At 65.8% G+C, this 14,708-nt stretch carries 14 protein-coding genes; 6 read left to right on the top strand and 8 right to left on the bottom strand.

Annotated features, from left to right (window positions below; all coding sequences use genetic code 11):
- The 3 genes from P3L18_RS22915 to P3L18_RS22905 all read right to left on the bottom strand — a co-directional run.
- A partial coding sequence (locus P3L18_RS22915; protein WP_276115331.1) for a sugar ABC transporter permease occupies positions 1-731 on the bottom strand: 731 nt, incomplete at its 3' end.
- Complete coding sequence (locus P3L18_RS22910) at positions 728-2,215, bottom strand: extracellular solute-binding protein (RefSeq protein ID WP_276115330.1); 1,488 nt, start codon at positions 2,213-2,215, stop codon at positions 728-730. The genes P3L18_RS22915 and P3L18_RS22910, both read right to left, overlap by 4 nt.
- A gap of 96 nt (positions 2,216-2,311) precedes the next feature.
- Positions 2,312-3,367 carry a LacI family DNA-binding transcriptional regulator gene (locus P3L18_RS22905; protein WP_276115329.1) on the bottom strand — a complete coding sequence of 352 codons (1,056 nt, stop codon included), beginning with the start codon at positions 3,365-3,367 and terminating at the stop codon, positions 2,312-2,314.
- 174 nt (positions 3,368-3,541) lie between these two features.
- Between P3L18_RS22905 and P3L18_RS22900 the strand changes: the two genes are divergently transcribed.
- Complete coding sequence (locus P3L18_RS22900) at positions 3,542-5,203, top strand: glycoside hydrolase family 13 protein (RefSeq protein ID WP_276115328.1); 1,662 nt, start codon at positions 3,542-3,544, stop codon at positions 5,201-5,203.
- A gap of 12 nt (positions 5,204-5,215) precedes the next feature.
- Here P3L18_RS22900 and P3L18_RS22895 read toward each other — a convergent pair whose 3' ends face one another.
- From P3L18_RS22895 to P3L18_RS22885, 3 genes are all read right to left on the bottom strand, one after another.
- On the bottom strand, positions 5,216-6,517 hold the full coding sequence (locus P3L18_RS22895; protein WP_276115327.1) for a cation:proton antiporter: 1,302 nt from the start codon (positions 6,515-6,517) through the stop codon (positions 5,216-5,218).
- 71 nt (positions 6,518-6,588) lie between these two features.
- Positions 6,589-6,930: a DUF1801 domain-containing protein gene (locus P3L18_RS22890; RefSeq protein WP_276115326.1), complete on the bottom strand. Its 342-nt coding sequence runs from the start codon at positions 6,928-6,930 to the stop codon at positions 6,589-6,591.
- 28 nt (positions 6,931-6,958) lie between these two features.
- Positions 6,959-7,522, bottom strand: coding sequence for a TetR/AcrR family transcriptional regulator (locus P3L18_RS22885; RefSeq protein WP_276115325.1), 564 nt, complete (start codon positions 7,520-7,522; stop codon positions 6,959-6,961).
- Positions 7,523-7,721: 199 nt separating this feature from the next.
- On the opposite strand from P3L18_RS22885, the gene P3L18_RS22880 reads away from it, so the two are divergent.
- Positions 7,722-9,281 (top strand): MFS transporter, encoded by a 1,560-nt coding sequence (locus P3L18_RS22880; RefSeq protein ID WP_276115324.1) that lies wholly within the window; start codon positions 7,722-7,724, stop codon positions 9,279-9,281.
- Between the two features lie 3 nt (positions 9,282-9,284).
- Here the strand turns inward: P3L18_RS22880 and P3L18_RS22875 are convergent, their stop codons facing one another.
- On the bottom strand, positions 9,285-10,010 hold the full coding sequence (locus P3L18_RS22875; RefSeq protein WP_276115323.1) for a hypothetical protein: 726 nt from the start codon (positions 10,008-10,010) through the stop codon (positions 9,285-9,287).
- A 104-nt stretch (positions 10,011-10,114) separates the two neighbouring features.
- Between P3L18_RS22875 and P3L18_RS22870 the strand changes: the two genes are divergently transcribed.
- Positions 10,115-10,960, top strand: coding sequence for a dienelactone hydrolase family protein (locus tag P3L18_RS22870; protein ID WP_276115322.1), 846 nt, complete (start codon positions 10,115-10,117; stop codon positions 10,958-10,960).
- The gene (locus P3L18_RS22865) at positions 10,953-11,930 is read left to right on the top strand and encodes a helix-turn-helix domain-containing protein (protein WP_276115321.1); all 978 of its coding nucleotides are present in this window, start codon (positions 10,953-10,955) and stop codon (positions 11,928-11,930) included. The genes P3L18_RS22870 and P3L18_RS22865 overlap by 8 nt, the downstream gene beginning before the upstream one ends.
- A 48-nt stretch (positions 11,931-11,978) precedes the next feature.
- Here P3L18_RS22865 and P3L18_RS22860 read toward each other — a convergent pair whose 3' ends face one another.
- Complete coding sequence (locus P3L18_RS22860) at positions 11,979-12,950, bottom strand: alpha/beta hydrolase (RefSeq protein ID WP_276115320.1); 972 nt, start codon at positions 12,948-12,950, stop codon at positions 11,979-11,981.
- A gap of 341 nt (positions 12,951-13,291) precedes the next feature.
- On the opposite strand from P3L18_RS22860, the gene P3L18_RS22855 reads away from it, so the two are divergent.
- Together P3L18_RS22855 and P3L18_RS22850 are read left to right on the top strand one after the other, a co-directional pair.
- A complete protein-coding gene (locus P3L18_RS22855; protein WP_276115319.1) occupies positions 13,292-14,548 on the top strand; it encodes a sodium/glutamate symporter in 1,257 nt (418 codons plus the stop codon).
- Positions 14,545-14,676, top strand: coding sequence for a hypothetical protein (locus P3L18_RS22850; RefSeq protein ID WP_276115318.1), 132 nt, complete (start codon positions 14,545-14,547; stop codon positions 14,674-14,676). The genes P3L18_RS22855 and P3L18_RS22850 overlap by 4 nt, the downstream gene beginning before the upstream one ends.
- The last annotated feature ends 32 nt before the right edge of the window (positions 14,677-14,708 follow it).

The following is a 14,708-nucleotide window of genomic DNA, read 5'->3' as shown; positions in this document are numbered from 1 at the left end:
GCGGTCAACACATAAATGTTGTCGAACACCCGGAACGCGTCCAGAGTACGGAACAGCAACGCCACCAGGATCGCCGGTTTCATCAACGGCAAAATGATGCGCCACAACCGCGTCCACGCCCCGGCCCCGTCGACCTGGGCGGCCTTCAACAAATCATCGGGCACCAACGCCAACCCGGCCAGCAACAACAACGCCATGAACGGGGTCGTCTTCCAGACCTCGGCCAACACGATGATCGCCAACGACGGCCACTGCTGGGTCAACGGGGCACTCCCATCCGGCAACAGATTCGCCAGATACCCCGTCCCCGGCGTCCACGCGTAATACCAGGAGAACGCCGCCGCGACCGTCACAATCCCGTACGGAATCAACACCACGGTGCGAATCGTGCCCCGCCCGAACAACGTTCGATGCATCACCAACGCGATCGCCAACCCCAACACGAACTCGATGACCACCGACACCACCGTGATGCCCAACGTCACCCCGAACGCCGTCCACCAATACCCATCCGAGAGCACCGTCCCGTAATTGGCGAACCACACAAACTCACGCTTACCCGGCGCCGACAAACTCGCCTTGTTCAACGACAACCACACCGCATAAATGATCGGATACCCCGTCACCACCGCCATCATCACCACCGCAGGCAACACCAACCAAAACGCCAACCGACGCTCCGCCCGCTTACCCTCACTCCGCCTCGGAGCGGCTGCCGTGGTGGCGGTCATGGGACGAGCCCTTCTCCGCGCAGTGCGTTGTCGACGGCAGTGGCGAGGTCGTCGGCCTTGGTGGCCGGGTCCCAGGCACCGACCGGGCTGAGCTTGGCGGTGATCAACGTCGAAATGGTCTGGTACTGAGGAGAAGCCGGTCGAGGGGACGAGTGTTGTGCGGTGAGCTGATCACGAATGATGTCGCCCATGGGGTAGACCTCCTTGAAGGCTGGGTCGTCGTAGACCGCCGACAGCGTCGGGGGATTGCCGCCGTCCACGGCGTACGTGCGCTGCGAGGCGGCGTTGGTGAGACATTGCGCCGCAGTCCATGCGAGCTCTGGATGAGTCGAGGTGGACGCCACCGCGATGTTGGTGCCACCGGGTGTGGTCCGTGCGGTTTCTGCCGAGATCACACCGGGGTACGGGGCGAATGCGAACTTCTTTGCCACGACGGCGGTCATCTCCGCGAGTTCGGCCGGCGAGGGGTCGGGTCCTCCCTCGGCCAATTGCGAGGCATACCTGGTCATCTCGGGGAGGAAGGGGACCGATCCGGCCGCGCTGTTGGACCGCATCGACGGATAGACGAACGGCCAGTTGAGCTCGAAGGCGGCCTTCCCCGATTCCATGCCGAGACGGTCGGAGGACTCGTCGGAGTTGGAGATGGACGGGTCGTGGCCGGGCGCGGTGGCGACCTGTTTGATGACGGTCAGCGCACGAATCGTCGCGGCCCGGTGTTCGGGTGTGTCGGTGAGGGTTTGGTGGGTCGGATTGGCGGGATCGAGGACGGCGCCGCCTGCACTGGCGAGGACCGAGTTGAACCAGACCATGAGTCCCTCGTACTGCTTGCCCTGCACCATGATCCAGCTCGGTCCGCCGGCGGCACGGATCTTCTCGGTGTCGGCCAGGATCTCGTCCCAGGTGGTCGGGGGTGTCGCGGAGCCCAGGTAGCGCTCCATCAGATCCGGCCGGTACCAGAGCAGTTGGGTGTTGGTCCACGCGGGGATCGCGTACAGCCGGGCCTCGGGGTCGACGGCGGTCTTCCATCGTGCGGTGGCGAGGGGACCGGCGAGCGTGGTCTGCTCGATGGTCTGTGCGATGGAGTCGGGGACCGGACGGAGCCAGCCGGCGTTGGCGAATTCGGCGGTCCAGACCACGTCGAGGCTGAGTAGATCGAGCGACTTGTCTCCCCCGGCGAGTCTGCGCGCCATCTGCAGGCGCTGGTTGTCGGCGCTCTTGGGCAGCGTGACGACGTCGATGTGGTAGCGGCCGCCGGAGTCCTTGCTGCACGTGGCGGCAGCTTCCTTGGAGCTCGCGACCGAGTCGGCGTTGACGTAGTAGGAGATCGATGTGCCCGTCGAATCGTCGCCCGACGATCCGCTGCATCCGGCCGCAGACAGTGCCACCGCGAGGGTGAGCGCGGCAAGTGTCGTGCGGTCGCGTCGTCGGCGTCCGCCGCGAGGGCGGGTGCCGGCCCGTGATGGGACGTCCTTGGTCTCGTTCACAAGTGATCTCCTGTGTGTCACATGTCACGCAAGCGTTTGCGCTAAGTACTATCGACGCAATCTCCCGTGGAGTCAAGGGGTGAGGCGAAATCGCTACTACGGGGTGTGCGGAGCGGTGACGCGCAGCCCGTCGACGGGCGGCGGTGAGACGGCCGATCCGCGGACGACCAGTCGCGTGGGCAACAGGGTGCGCATCGGCACGGCGGTGGCGCCGGAGATCAGATCGGCGGTCAGTCGTCCGGCGGTGCGTCCCTGCTCGATGACGGGTTGGGCGATGGTGGTGAGGTCGGCGGCCTCGGCGATCGGCTGGTCATCCACGCCGATCAACGAGATCGACTGGGGCACCCGGATTCCGGCGCGACGAAGTACTCGTTGGACGCCGATGGCCGGCTCGTCGCTGGTGCAGAAGATCGCGGTCGGGAGTTCGCTCGCGCCCAACAGGAACTCCATCGCGAGGGCGCCGCCGTCGATACCCGAGGTCTCCGAGACGATGAAGCGCGCCGGATCCTCGACGCCAGCCGAGGCGAGTTCGTCGAGGAATCCGCGTGCGCGGTCGTCGTCACTCTGCCAATGGATGCCGTCGGGATCGAGCCCGCGGATCATGCCGATCCGGCGATGACCCAGCCGCACCAGGTGACGGGCCGCTTGTCGGCCGACGAGCTCGTCGTCGATGCCCACATACGGATGCCGATCCACCCGTGTCGCGACGGTGACGACCGGGATGTGCATGTCGTCCAAACGATTCCACGCGATATCCGAGCTGGGAAAGGCCACGGCGATCACCGCGTCGACCTTGCGGCGCAACGGCAGATCAGCGGCGAAGGAGCGGCGCTGATCTGCGGAGTCCAGGCAGTAGATGAGGCAGTCGAGCCCCGCCGATCGCAGGGATTCCTCGATACCGGCCACGAGGCATCCGTAGAACCACAGATCCAGCCGGGGCAAAACGATTCCGACGCGGCCGGTGGCCCCGCGCGCGAGTCCGGAAGCCTCGGGCGAGACCACGTAGCCGAGTTCGTCGGCGACCTTGCGGATGCGGTCGCGGGTCTCCGCGGAAACCCCGGGTTCGCCTCGGAGAGCACGAGATACCGTGGCGGTCGACACACCCAGGTGTCGCGCCACATCGGCCATGTTCACCGACCATCCGCTGGCCATTCCCCGACTGTACGCGTCGTCACCCGTGCCTCAGGAACGGTGACGGCCGGGCGGTGCGGTCCTGCGTGTGTGTTGACACCCGTGCGAGTGGTCCGCACACTCGACGCAAACGTTTACGTGAGGGGCGGGGTGCGTCCACACCACGCCCGCGACCGAACGAGAGGAATCCAACCCATGTCCGTGAGTTGTCAGTCGATCGGCGACGTCGAGGAATGCGTCGGCACACCATGGTGGGCCGACGCGGTGGTCTACCAGGTCTATTTGCGCTCGTTCGCCGACGGGAGCGGCGACGGCGTCGGAGACCTGGCCGGACTGCGGTCGAAACTGCCCTACCTCGCAGATCTCGGGGCCGACGCGCTATGGATCAATCCGTGGTATCCGTCGCCGATGGCCGACGGCGGTTACGACGTCGCCGACTACCGCGCCATCCACCCCGACTTCGGTTCGCTTGCCGACGCCGAGTCGCTGATCAACGAGGCGCATCGCCTCGGCTTGCGCGTTCTGGCCGACATCGTGCCCAACCACACGTCGTCGGCGCATACCTGGTTTCGGGCCGCGCTCGCCGGGGATGCGGCGGCGCGCGAGCGGTATGTGTTCCGGGATGGACGAGGTGAGGACGGCGCGCAGGCCCCCAACGACTGGGAGAGTTGCTTCGGTGGGCCGGCCTGGACCCGACTGCCGGACGGCCAGTGGTATTTGCATCTGTTCGCCCCGGATCAGCCCGATCTCAATTGGTCCAATCCCGAGGTCGTCGCCGAGTTCGAGGACGTGCTGCGGTTCTGGTTCGATCGTGGACTCGACGGATTCCGGATCGACGTCGCACACGGGCTGATGAAGCAGCCTGATCTCGCCGACGCCGGGCCGCGTATCGCCTCGAGCCAGCATCTGCAGGCCCATCCGGCGTGGGATCAGGACTCCGTGCACGAGGTCTACCGCGGATGGCGCACCATCGCCGACTCCTACGATCCGCCGAAGGTGTTCGTGGGTGAGATCTGGGTTCCCGACAATGACAGGCTCGTCCGATATCTGCGGCCCGACGAGTTGCACACCGCATTCCAGTTCGATTTCCTGCGCACGCCGTGGCGGGCCGACGCACTGCGCACGGTGATCGACGATGCTCGGGAGTCGGTGCGCGACGTCGGGGCGCCGCCGACGTGGGTGCTGTCCAATCACGACGTCACCCGTGTAGTGACACGGTATGCGCGCCACCAGCCCCAGCATCCGGTGGAGGCCGATTGGGATCGTGGTCGCTGGCCCTATCAGGCTCCCGACATCGACCTGGGTCGTCGTCGGGCCCGGGCGGCGGCGCTTCTCCAATTGGCACTGCCCGGAACGGCATACATATATCAGGGTGAGGAATGGGGACTCGACGAGGTCGAGGATCTCGACGGACGCGTGCGACAGGACCCGATGTGGGTGCAGTCGGACTTCACCGACCCCGGGAGGGACGGATGCCGCGTCCCGCTCCCGTGGGGCGCGCAGGCGGGCGCCAACCTCGGATTCTCGCCCGACGGCGCTGTACCGGCCTGGCTTCCGCAACCGGAATCATGGGCCGGGCTGACCCACGACGAGCAGGTGGACGATCCCGATTCCTTCCTCACGCTGTATCGCGCGGCTCTTCGGATTCGGCATCAACTGTGGTGCGGCGCTGAGGGTCTGGTTTGGTTGGACAGTGGTAGCGACGCCCTCGCATTCCGCCGCGGCGATCTCGAGTGCTGGGTCAACACCGGGGCCCGACCGTTGTCACTACCGAGTTGTGCGGCCGTCCTGCTCTCGAGTGTCGGGCTCGTCGACGGCAAACTGCCCGGTGATGCGGCGGTGTGGTTGCGGCACTGAGCTCGGGGTCCGTCAGACCTTCCGCAGCGCCTCGCGGACGTGTTCTTCTTCGGTGCTGGTGATCCGGGACATCGCATACTTGAGCATCGGCGGTGCCATCACGGAGGTGACGATGGCGATCAGCACGATCACCGTGTAGACGCTGGCCGAGAACACCCCGATACGTAGTCCGGTCATCGCGATGACGATCTCCACGGCACCTCGGGTGTTCAGCCCCGATCCCAATGCCACCGACTCCCAACGGGTTTGCCGCACCAGCCGAGCGCCGATGTAGGCGCCGGCGAACTTTGACGTGACGGCGAGCACCAGCAGTACCGCGGCGGTGAGAGCGACCGTCGGGTCGCCCAGCAAGCGCAGGTCCACCCGCAGGCCTGCGGTCGCCAGGAAGATCGGCGCGAGCAGTGTCATCGTGACCAGACGTAGCGGTTCGATGAGGGCGGGTCGGCGCGGACCGATCACCACGCCGGCGAGGAAGGCGCCCAGGATTGCCTCGAGGTTCAGTGCCTGGGTCACGGCGGCGCATGCGATGACGAGTGTGGCGCACACCGGGACGAGGTATCCCGTTGCGGTCTCGCTGTTCTCGAGCTTGTCGAGCAGTGGCCGGATGAGCGGTTTGAGGACGAAGACGGCAACCCCGATCGCTCCGACTGTCGCGATGAGCGCGGCCGCGACGTTGCCGCTGCGCAGCCCGACGGTCGCCATCGAAGACGTCACCGACAGCAGGACCCAGGCGACCGCGTCGTTGGTACTGCCGACGGCGAGGATCAACTGGCCGATGTTGCGGTGCAACAACCCCATCTCGGTGAGGATCTTCGCGATCACCGGGATGGCGCTGACCGACAACGCCGTCCCGAGCAGCAGCGCAAGCACCGTCGGGGAGACGCCGTCGGCGCGCATGCTCGCCGGGATGAGGAATCCGGCCCCGATACCCGCGCCGAGCGGGACGATGAACGCGAACACGCCGACCGAGGTCACCACCGTGGTGCGGCGACGCACGAATGCGAGGTCGAGTTCGGCGCCGGCCAACCCGACGAGCAGGATGACGCCGAGTTGGCCGATGGCGTCGATCAGGTTCAAGCGGGTGGCATCGGTCGGAAAGAGCGTGTGCTGCAGCCACGGCCATGCCAGCCCGAGGATCGACGGACCCAGAATGACGCCGGCGAGGATCTCGCCGACCACCGCGGGCAGGCCGATTCGCCGGGCGAGCCAGCCCAACGCAATTGCCGAGGCCAGCAGCACGGTGAGCGCGAGCAGCATCGTCATCAATGCGCCGGCACCGATGAACGGCACCGGGGTCGCTGCGGCCTCGATCATGACCACCCTTCCCTCAGATTAGCTAAGGCTACCCTGCATGGGAAGGTCTGATGAACACGGGTGGGGACGATCTACTTCCGGTTGAACGCCACCGCCGCGCGGATCAGCTCGACAAACGCATCGGCATCGAGTTGATCGTTCTCCTTGAGGTCGACGGCCCGTCGGGTGCCGGCGGTCAGGCTTGCGTTGAAGACCTGTCCCGGGTCGGGCAGTGAAGCCCCCTGCGCAAAGGTGACCTTGATCTTGTCCTTATAGGTCTCCAGGGTGCAGACCAGTCCGTCGAGCGAGAATGTGGGTACACCATCGGGATTGGACGGCTTGCGCCACTTGATCTCTTCGGTGATGTCGGGGTCGGCCTGCAGGATCAGGGTGCGCACCGCCTCGGCTCGGGCTGCTCGCCAGTCGGTCGTCATGAGGAGACCATACCGAGGGCGCTCACTCTCACTTCAGGTCTACGAGGAAACGATCTGCGAGATCCGATGTGTCGAGCTGCCGAGGATCGCGGCCACTGAGAATCCAGTAGAACGTCGGGCCGATCAGTCGGGCTGTGGCCTCCCCGATCGGGATCGCCGAAGAGCCGACGGTCCGGCTGATGACCGTGGCAGCGCTGTCACCCAGAATGTCTCGCGAGGCGATGAGCGCGGCAACCGATTTGTCGTGCTGTGCTTCGCCGAGGAGCGCCCGATAGGCGGCGCCTGCTGGTGAGTTCGTCAGGAATCGGATCAATCCGTCGAGAAAGGCACTGACCTGCGTGGCCGGCCCGCCGCTGTCGGGAACGGCAAGTTCCCCGGCCGCGTCGAGCCACGATGCCTCGAAGAGGATTTCCGCCTTTGTCGACCACCAGCGGTAAAGGGTTTGCCGCGACACGCCGGCGCGCTCGGCAATTCCTTTGAGAGTCATTGCCGCGTAGCCCTGTTCGACGAGGAGGTCGTCGACCGCGTGCAACACGGCGTCGCGGGCGGCCGCACTGCGTGGCCGCCCGGTCCGTGGGCTCTTCGTGGTCACCGGTCCGAGCCTAGCAACCGGACTGGACACATTGTCTCGTTACTCAAGACGTCGTCGTTCGGAACTTATTGGACACCGTGCACCGTATGTGCGTAGTCTAACGGGACGCGGTGTCCAGTAAGTGTTGAACTCGTCGACCCGACGAGCCACCGCTCTTGTCCGTTACAGACGGTCCTCACGGGCCGTGAGGAGAGTCCGCATGCAAGTCCTTCGTCATCTCATCGGTACGCCGGATCGACAGCGCGAGGGCATCGGCGGTCGACGCACTTCAACGCACCGCGACGTGGCTCCGGCTCGCTCCCCTCAGGTTCTGGCCTGCGTGTGCGTGTGCACGGTGTTGGTGGTCGGTTTCGTTGCCGCGATCAACCTCGCGGTGCCTGCGCTTGCGGCAAGCTCTCTGCATCCGAGTGCATCCGAGCTCCTGTGGGTCGTCGATGCATACGTGATCTTGTTCGCCTGCCTTGTGATTCCCGCCGGCGCACTGGGTGATCGCATCGGGCGCAAGGGTGTGCTCATCACGGGAATGATGGTGTTCGCGATCGGCGCTGTCGTGTCGGCGGCGGCAGGTGACGTGGTGACGATGCTCATCGGCCGCGTCATCACCGGCATCGGCGCGGCGTGCGTGCTGCCCAATGCGTTGGCCGTCCTGATCCACGCCACCGAACCCGCGCGGCGACCACGCGCCATCGCGATCTGGGCGGCATGCTCCGGAATCGGCGGGGTGGTCGGCAATGTCGGTGGTGGAGCCATCCTCACTGTCGGATCGTGGCGATGGCTGTTCGTCGCGGTGGTCCCGGTCGCAGTGCTGGGCGGGATCTGGGTGGCCCTCGGCGCGCCGCGCAGCTCACGCCATGATCGCAGCGTCGGCGTCTCGGCCGCCATCCTCCTGACCGCAGCCACTCTTGCGCTACTGTTGGGGATCACCTGGGGCCCTGAATCCGGTTGGAGCAGTGGGCTCGTCGTCGGAGCATTTGTCGCGGCGGTGGTTCTGCTGTCTGCGTGGGCGTTCATCGAACTGGGCGCACGGCATCCCATGCTCGATCCGCGCCTGTTCGCGATTCCCGGACTGCGCGCGGCGAGCCTCGGGATGTTCATCACCTTCTTCGGTATGTTCGGCTTCTTCTTCCTCAACGCTTCGCTCATGCAATACGGACGAGGTTTCACCGTACTCCAGGCCGGACTCGGTGTGCTGCCGATGGTGGTGCCGATGATCGTCGGGACTCGCCATGTCCCCGCGCTTGTGACTCGCCTCGGGGAGCGCAGCGTCATAGCCGTCGCCTTTACGGCGATTGCCGTCGGCCTCTTCGGCCTGTCGGTGGCTCTGCATCAGGGCTACGGGATCTACGCGATCTGGCTCGTGGTTGCCGGGGTCGGGGTGACCCTCGCGCTGCCGACCTTGACGACGGTCATCGCCGGTGCCCTCCCCCGGGAGCAGGCTGGTGTTGCGGGTGGTCTGCAGGCAACCACCCGTGAATTGGGGAGTGCATTGGGTGTCGCCGTCATCGGGACACTGTTGACGTCCGGGTTGGTATCCCGACTCGCACAGCGGCTTTCCATTTCGGGGAGTGGCGGCACGCCGCACACCGTCGCCGAGGCGCTGGCTGTGGCACCCGGCGACCACGCCCTTGTCATCGGCGCCTACACCGAGTCCGCGGCGGGCGCCCTGAAAGTCGTCGCGCTGGTGGTGGCCGTCGTCGGCACACTCATCACCGTCGAGATGGCCTGGGCCGCTCGGCGCCAGACGGTGATTGCTTGCTGATGCTCAGTGCTTGGTACGCCGAGACCCGCCGTGCCAGTCTTCTTGTTCGCCGACGGCGCCGACGTCGACACCGAAACTCTTGAGCTGGGGCTTTTCTCGGAGGCTGCGCTTGAGCTCGGCGAAGCCGGGGAATCGAGCGAGGCCGACCACGTGATCCCACAACTCGAGGGCGTCGGCGTCGTCGGGCAGGCGGCTGATGACCGGCCCGAAAAAGGCGACGCCCGTGGGTGGTTCGACATGGATGATCGGGGTGCCGACGTCGCGTCCGGTCAGTGCGAGGGCCTCATCGGTCTCGGCTTGGATCTCGGCGTCGAGTGAGGTGTCCTCGAGGGCGGCGACATGATGTTCGGGAAGTCCGAGCTCGGTCAGGACGGGCCGCAGGAAGTCCTCGGTGCCCCGGACATCGCGGCCCTCGACGAGGTAGGTGCCGGTGTGCTCGTCGAAGATCCGTGTGCCGAACGCCTGATACAGCGGGTTCATCAGCTCGCGCCCGTGCTCACGCCGGACACTCGCGCACACGCGGAGCAGGCGCAGACCGGCGGTGTGCCCGGCCTCGTACTCCGGCGGGAAGTGGGCCGCATAGTCGATGTGCGCGTTGAGTTGGCGTAGAGAGATGAACCGCCAGTCGACCGAATAGTCGCGTTGATCCTGCACTTGTCGCACCCAATTACCGGTCATCCAGGCGAACGGGCACACGGGGTCGAAATAGAAGTGGAGGTCGTCGGGCATGAACCCCATTGTCCACGACGTCCGATGTATGGTGGCGAGATCACCCAGAAGAATGGCGATCCCGCCACTGTCGGCGTGACCTGGTGATGACCGAGCATGAAGACATGAACCCAACCTCCGCGACCGATGATCCGATGACTGATTTCACCGCTCGCGACCTCGATCTCGACGGCGACGAACTGACGGTGTGGACCTCGGGCAGTGGCCCCGCGGTGGTGTTGTTGCCGGAGATGCCGGGCATCAGCCCCGATGTGCTGCGATTCGGTCGGTGGATACGCGATGCCGGACTGGCTGTCTACCTGCCGTCGCTGTTCGGGGTGGACGGAGCCTACCCGCAGGCCGATACGGGCACGGCGATCATGAAGCGGGCGTGCGTGAGCCGGGAGTTCCATGCTTTCGCCGGTGGCGGTACGAGTCCGATCGCGACGACGCTGCGCGCGCTGGCGCGGTTGGCGCATGCCGAATGCGGTGGGCCGGGTGTGGGCGCTGTCGGGTTGTGTTTCACCGGCAACTTCGCCCTCACGATGATGCTCGACGACTCGGTCGTCGCTGCCGTCGTCAATCACCCGTCACTGCCGCTCGACGACCCGGGCGGTCTCGAACTGTCCGAGGCCAACGGCCGTGCCCTCCGTCGCCGGCTCGACGCCGACGACCTGCGGGTGATCGGGTATCGGTTCGACACCGACCGATGGTGTACCGCAGCACGATTCGCCGCCTATGCCGAGCTGCTCGGCGACCGGTTCGATGGGCGCGTGCTGCCGGGGTCGTCGGCAAATCCGAGTCCGCCGCCGTTCTTCGCCGACGTCGTCGGCACGCCGCATAGCGTGGTGACCGCCCATCTCGTCGACGAGGCCGGTCATCCGACGATCCGTGCGAGAGCCGAGATCGTGGACTACCTGACCGCGGCCCTGCTCGTCGACTCCGAAACCTTTGCGGAGGAACATGGTTGACCTGACGCGTGTTGGGATCCTCGCATACCCGGGGTGCTTCGCCTCGGAGATCTTCGGTATCGCCGACGTGCTCACCATGGGCGGTCACGTCGCCCGGGCGCACCACCAGGAGCCGTCGCTGGTGACCTCGATCGTCTCGCCGCGTAGGCGCGTCGTCGCTTCCGGTGACATCCCGCTGCAGGTGTCCGCGGCCGGCGACGACATCGACGTATTGGTGATTCCTGGTTTCGAATTCGTTCCCGGGGAGAATGTTTCGGACAGACTTGCCGATCTGGCGCCGGAGATCGAGGTGATCGGCCGGCACGTTCGCGATGGCCGACCCGTCGTCTCGGTGTGCGTCGGCGCCTTTCTGGTCGGGGCGGCCGGGGTACTCGACGGCCGCACGGTCACCACCGCGTGGTTGTTCGCCGATGCTCTGCAACAAGCCTTTCCGCGCTCGGTTGTCGATGCGGAAAGACTTGTCGTCACCGACGGTGGGGTCACCACGACCGCCGCCTTCAGCGCCATGTACGACTTCGTCATCGATCTCATCGAGAGCCGCCATGGCGTCGACGTGGCGCGTCGCACCGCGCGGATCGCGCTGCTCGACGACGCCCGTAGCAGCCAGACGCCCTACGTCGACACCGCGCTGCTGCCGCCCGCCGGGTCGTCGTTCGCTGCGCGGGTGCAACGCCACCTCGAGCATCACCTCACCGAGCCGTACAGCCTCAAAGACCTTGCGGCGCAGATGTCGGTGAGTACCAGAACTCTGCTCCGGACCTACAAACGCGAAACCGGGGAGTCGCCGCTGACCTATCTACAGCGGGCCCGCATCCGGCGTGCGCAGCACCTTCTGGCGTCCACCGACCGCACCCTCGGCGACGTCCGCCGTGCCGTCGGCTACCAGGATGGCGGCGCGTTCTCGGACCTGTTCACAAGGCACACCGGTATGCGGCCGAGGGAGTATCGGGGTCAGTTCGGACGTGCGTAGGGATCCAGCACCTCGTACACGGTGGCCGGTGCCGCCGATCTTTGAGAGTCAGCCCTGCAACGCACTCCGCAGTGCATCGATCGCGAGTGTGCGGGCCACGTTGGCGGCCTTGGTATCTCGCAGGCTGTCGAGGAGCAGGAAGTCGTGGACCATGCCGGCGACCCGCACGCTGGTGACGTCCACTCCCGCCTCACGGAGTTTGTTCGCGTACTGTTCGCCTTCGTCACGCAGCACGTCGGCTTCGTCGGTGATGACCAGTGTTGTCGGGAGTCCTTGCAGTTCTTCGACACTCGCTTGCAGCGGTGACGCGTGGGCCTCTGCCCGTTGTGCCGGATCGGTGGTGTAGGCATCCCAGAACCACTTCATTCCGTCGCGCGTGAGGTAGTAGCCCTCGGCGAATTGGAGGTAGGACGGGGTGTTGAAGTCGGCGTTGGCCACGGGGTAGAGCAGCACCTGTGCCTTGAGATCGATGCCACCGCGCTCCTTGTTCATCAGTGCGAACACCGCCGACATACAACCGCCGACGGACTCGCCGGTCACCGCGATGCGGCTGGTGTCGAGTCCATGCTCCGAACCGTGTTCGAGTACCCATTGGCCAACGGCGTAGTTCTGCTCGATTTGCGTGGGGTACTTGTGTTCGGGTGCGCGGTCATAGACCGGGAAGACCCCGGCCGCGCCGGCGCCGACGGCCAGTTCCCGGAACAGTCGGTCATGGGTTCTGTCGTCCCCGAAAACCCAACCGGCGCCGTGAATGTAGAACACGACCGGCAGCTGGCCACTCGCGCCCTTCGGCCGGATGATCCGGGTTCTGACGGTGCCCCATTCGCCGGCGTTGACATCCACCCACTCCTCGTCGACCTCGGGTCGGGGGACGCTCTCGTCGCTCTGCAGGTCGAGCAGGATCTGACGTCCCTGATCGGGTGGTACCTCGTAGATGCGCGGGTGGGGATCGGTGGCGGCGCACAGCTCTTGCGCCGCGGGTTCGAGATAGGGGGGCAGGGGAGCGGGAATCTCGGGCATGGGGTGAGCCTCTTTCCTCTGGAAGCGTGAGTCGATTGCAGTCGCATCTGGCAGTTGAGGTTTTCGACGCGGGTGGTTGTGTCAGAACCGCGGCACGAGAATCGATGGTGGAGAATGTATTTCCCGCGCTGAGTTGCCGCCCGGAAGGCCGGGTCGGATCTCGGGAGGTTCGTTTCCTGTTGTGGACGCCTCCCGGCTCACGGTAGAACCCGAAGTAAGCGGTGTCAACACCTTCGTCGGTTTCGCTTCGTCGTGGCCTCCGTAGGCGATCCCGACACGTCCGCCACCGACGTCGGTGCCTACGATGGGGCGATGCATGCAGCCGAATCGGGGGCGCGGTAGTGCTCGCACAACTCAGTGACGCCCAGACCGTCGGACTGTCGCTGGCCATCCTCGGCGCGGTACTCGTCGTCGGGTGGATCGTGCGCATGAAGGTCGGATTCCTGCACACCTTGTTCATCCCGGCGAGCGTGGTGTCGGGATTCCTGGTGTTGATCCTCGGACCCCAGGTGCTCGGCCGGTTCACCGACAGCCACGGGTTGTTCCCCTCGGACGTCATCGAGGTCTGGCGGGTGATCCCCGGACTGATGATCAACGTGGTCTTCGCGGCCATCATGCTCGGCAAGACGCTGCCCAGCCCGCGGGCCCTGTGGGACGCCGCGGCACCGCACGCATTGTTCGGTGCGTTCATGTCGTTCGGACAGTTCGCTCTCGGGGGTCTCGCGGTGCTCCTGGTCCTCACTCCCTTCTTCGGACTACCCGCCGAAGCCGGTTCCCTGTTGGAGATGTCGTTTGCCGGCGGTCACGGCACCATCGCGGGCATGGGTCAGGTCTTCAGCGATGAAGGCGCTCCCGAACTCGTCGACATCGGGCTCGGCCTGGCGACGATCAGCATGGTGACCGGCGTGGTCGTCGGATCGATGCTGGTGCGCTGGGCGGTCCGCCATCCCCGAATCCCGCTGCGCCGCAACGAGCCCCTCCGGTCCGATGAGAACTACGACGTCGACGACATCCACGTGGTCCCGGCAGATGCCAAGCCCGCCAACGAGACCGGTCTGCACCCCACCACCCTCGCCTTCGCCCTGATCGGCGTGACGATTCTGGTGTCGGTCGGCATCCTGTGGGGAGTGCGGGCCATCGTCTCCGCACTCGGTTCCGACATTCTCGACAAGATGCCGTTGTTCCCGGTGGCCGTCATCGGCGGGTTCATCGTGCAATGGGTGGTAGCGAGAACCGGGCAGGCCCATCGCGTCGACAAGCGTGCGGTCGAGGGGATCTCGTCGATCGCCCTCGACGTCTTGCTGGTGTGTGCGATCGGCACGATGTCGCTGGCGACCATCGGCTCCAACGTCCCGGCGATCGTCGTGTTCACCGTCGTCGGTGTCGGGTGGAGTGTGGTCTGCCTGATCTGGCTGGGGCGTCGATTCCACGGTGCGGATTGGTTCGAGCACGCCATCGCCGACTTCGGCAGTCGCAGGGCAATGTGGCGACCGGCTTCGTCCTCGCCGACATGGTCGATCCCCGACGCGAGACCTCGACCGCGAACACCTATGGCTACAAACAACTACCGTACGAGCCATTCCTCGGCGGCGGCTTGATCACCGCGCTGTCGGTGCCGCTGATCGTGGCGATCGGGTTGCCGTGGTTCACCGCGGTCAGCGTCGTCGCCGTCGCAGTGATCGGGGTGTGGGGGATGCGCAGGCGTAGGTCCGGGGTCGGTGGCTGAATCGCACTCACCGAGTGTGACCCATATCACCA

Origin of the sequence: Gordonia sp. N1V, assembly GCF_029269935.1 — a bacterium.
Lineage (GTDB): Bacteria > Actinomycetota > Actinomycetes > Mycobacteriales > Mycobacteriaceae > Gordonia > Gordonia polyisoprenivorans.
The sequence above is the reverse complement of the archived record's forward strand: the minus strand, read 5'-3'. Positions and strand labels throughout refer to the sequence as shown.

Excerpts from the sequence above, each read along its gene's own strand:
- P3L18_RS22865 (WP_276115321.1), top strand. The coding sequence starts at position 10,953 with ATGGTTGACCTGACGCGTGTTGGGATCCTCGCATACCCGGGGTGCTTC.
- P3L18_RS22880 (WP_276115324.1), top strand. The coding sequence starts at position 7,722 with ATGCAAGTCCTTCGTCATCTCATCGGTACGCCGGATCGACAGCGCGAG.
- P3L18_RS22860 (WP_276115320.1), bottom strand. The coding sequence starts at position 12,950 with ATGCCCGAGATTCCCGCTCCCCTGCCCCCCTATCTCGAACCCGCGGCG.
- P3L18_RS22875 (WP_276115323.1), bottom strand. The coding sequence starts at position 10,010 with ATGCCCGACGACCTCCACTTCTATTTCGACCCCGTGTGCCCGTTCGCC.
- P3L18_RS22895 (WP_276115327.1), bottom strand. The coding sequence starts at position 6,517 with ATGATCGAGGCCGCAGCGACCCCGGTGCCGTTCATCGGTGCCGGCGCA.
- P3L18_RS22890 (WP_276115326.1), bottom strand. The coding sequence starts at position 6,930 with ATGACGACCGACTGGCGAGCAGCCCGAGCCGAGGCGGTGCGCACCCTG.
- P3L18_RS22900 (WP_276115328.1), top strand. The coding sequence starts at position 3,542 with ATGTCCGTGAGTTGTCAGTCGATCGGCGACGTCGAGGAATGCGTCGGC.
- P3L18_RS22905 (WP_276115329.1), bottom strand. The coding sequence starts at position 3,367 with ATGGCCAGCGGATGGTCGGTGAACATGGCCGATGTGGCGCGACACCTG.
- P3L18_RS22870 (WP_276115322.1), top strand. The coding sequence starts at position 10,115 with ATGAACCCAACCTCCGCGACCGATGATCCGATGACTGATTTCACCGCT.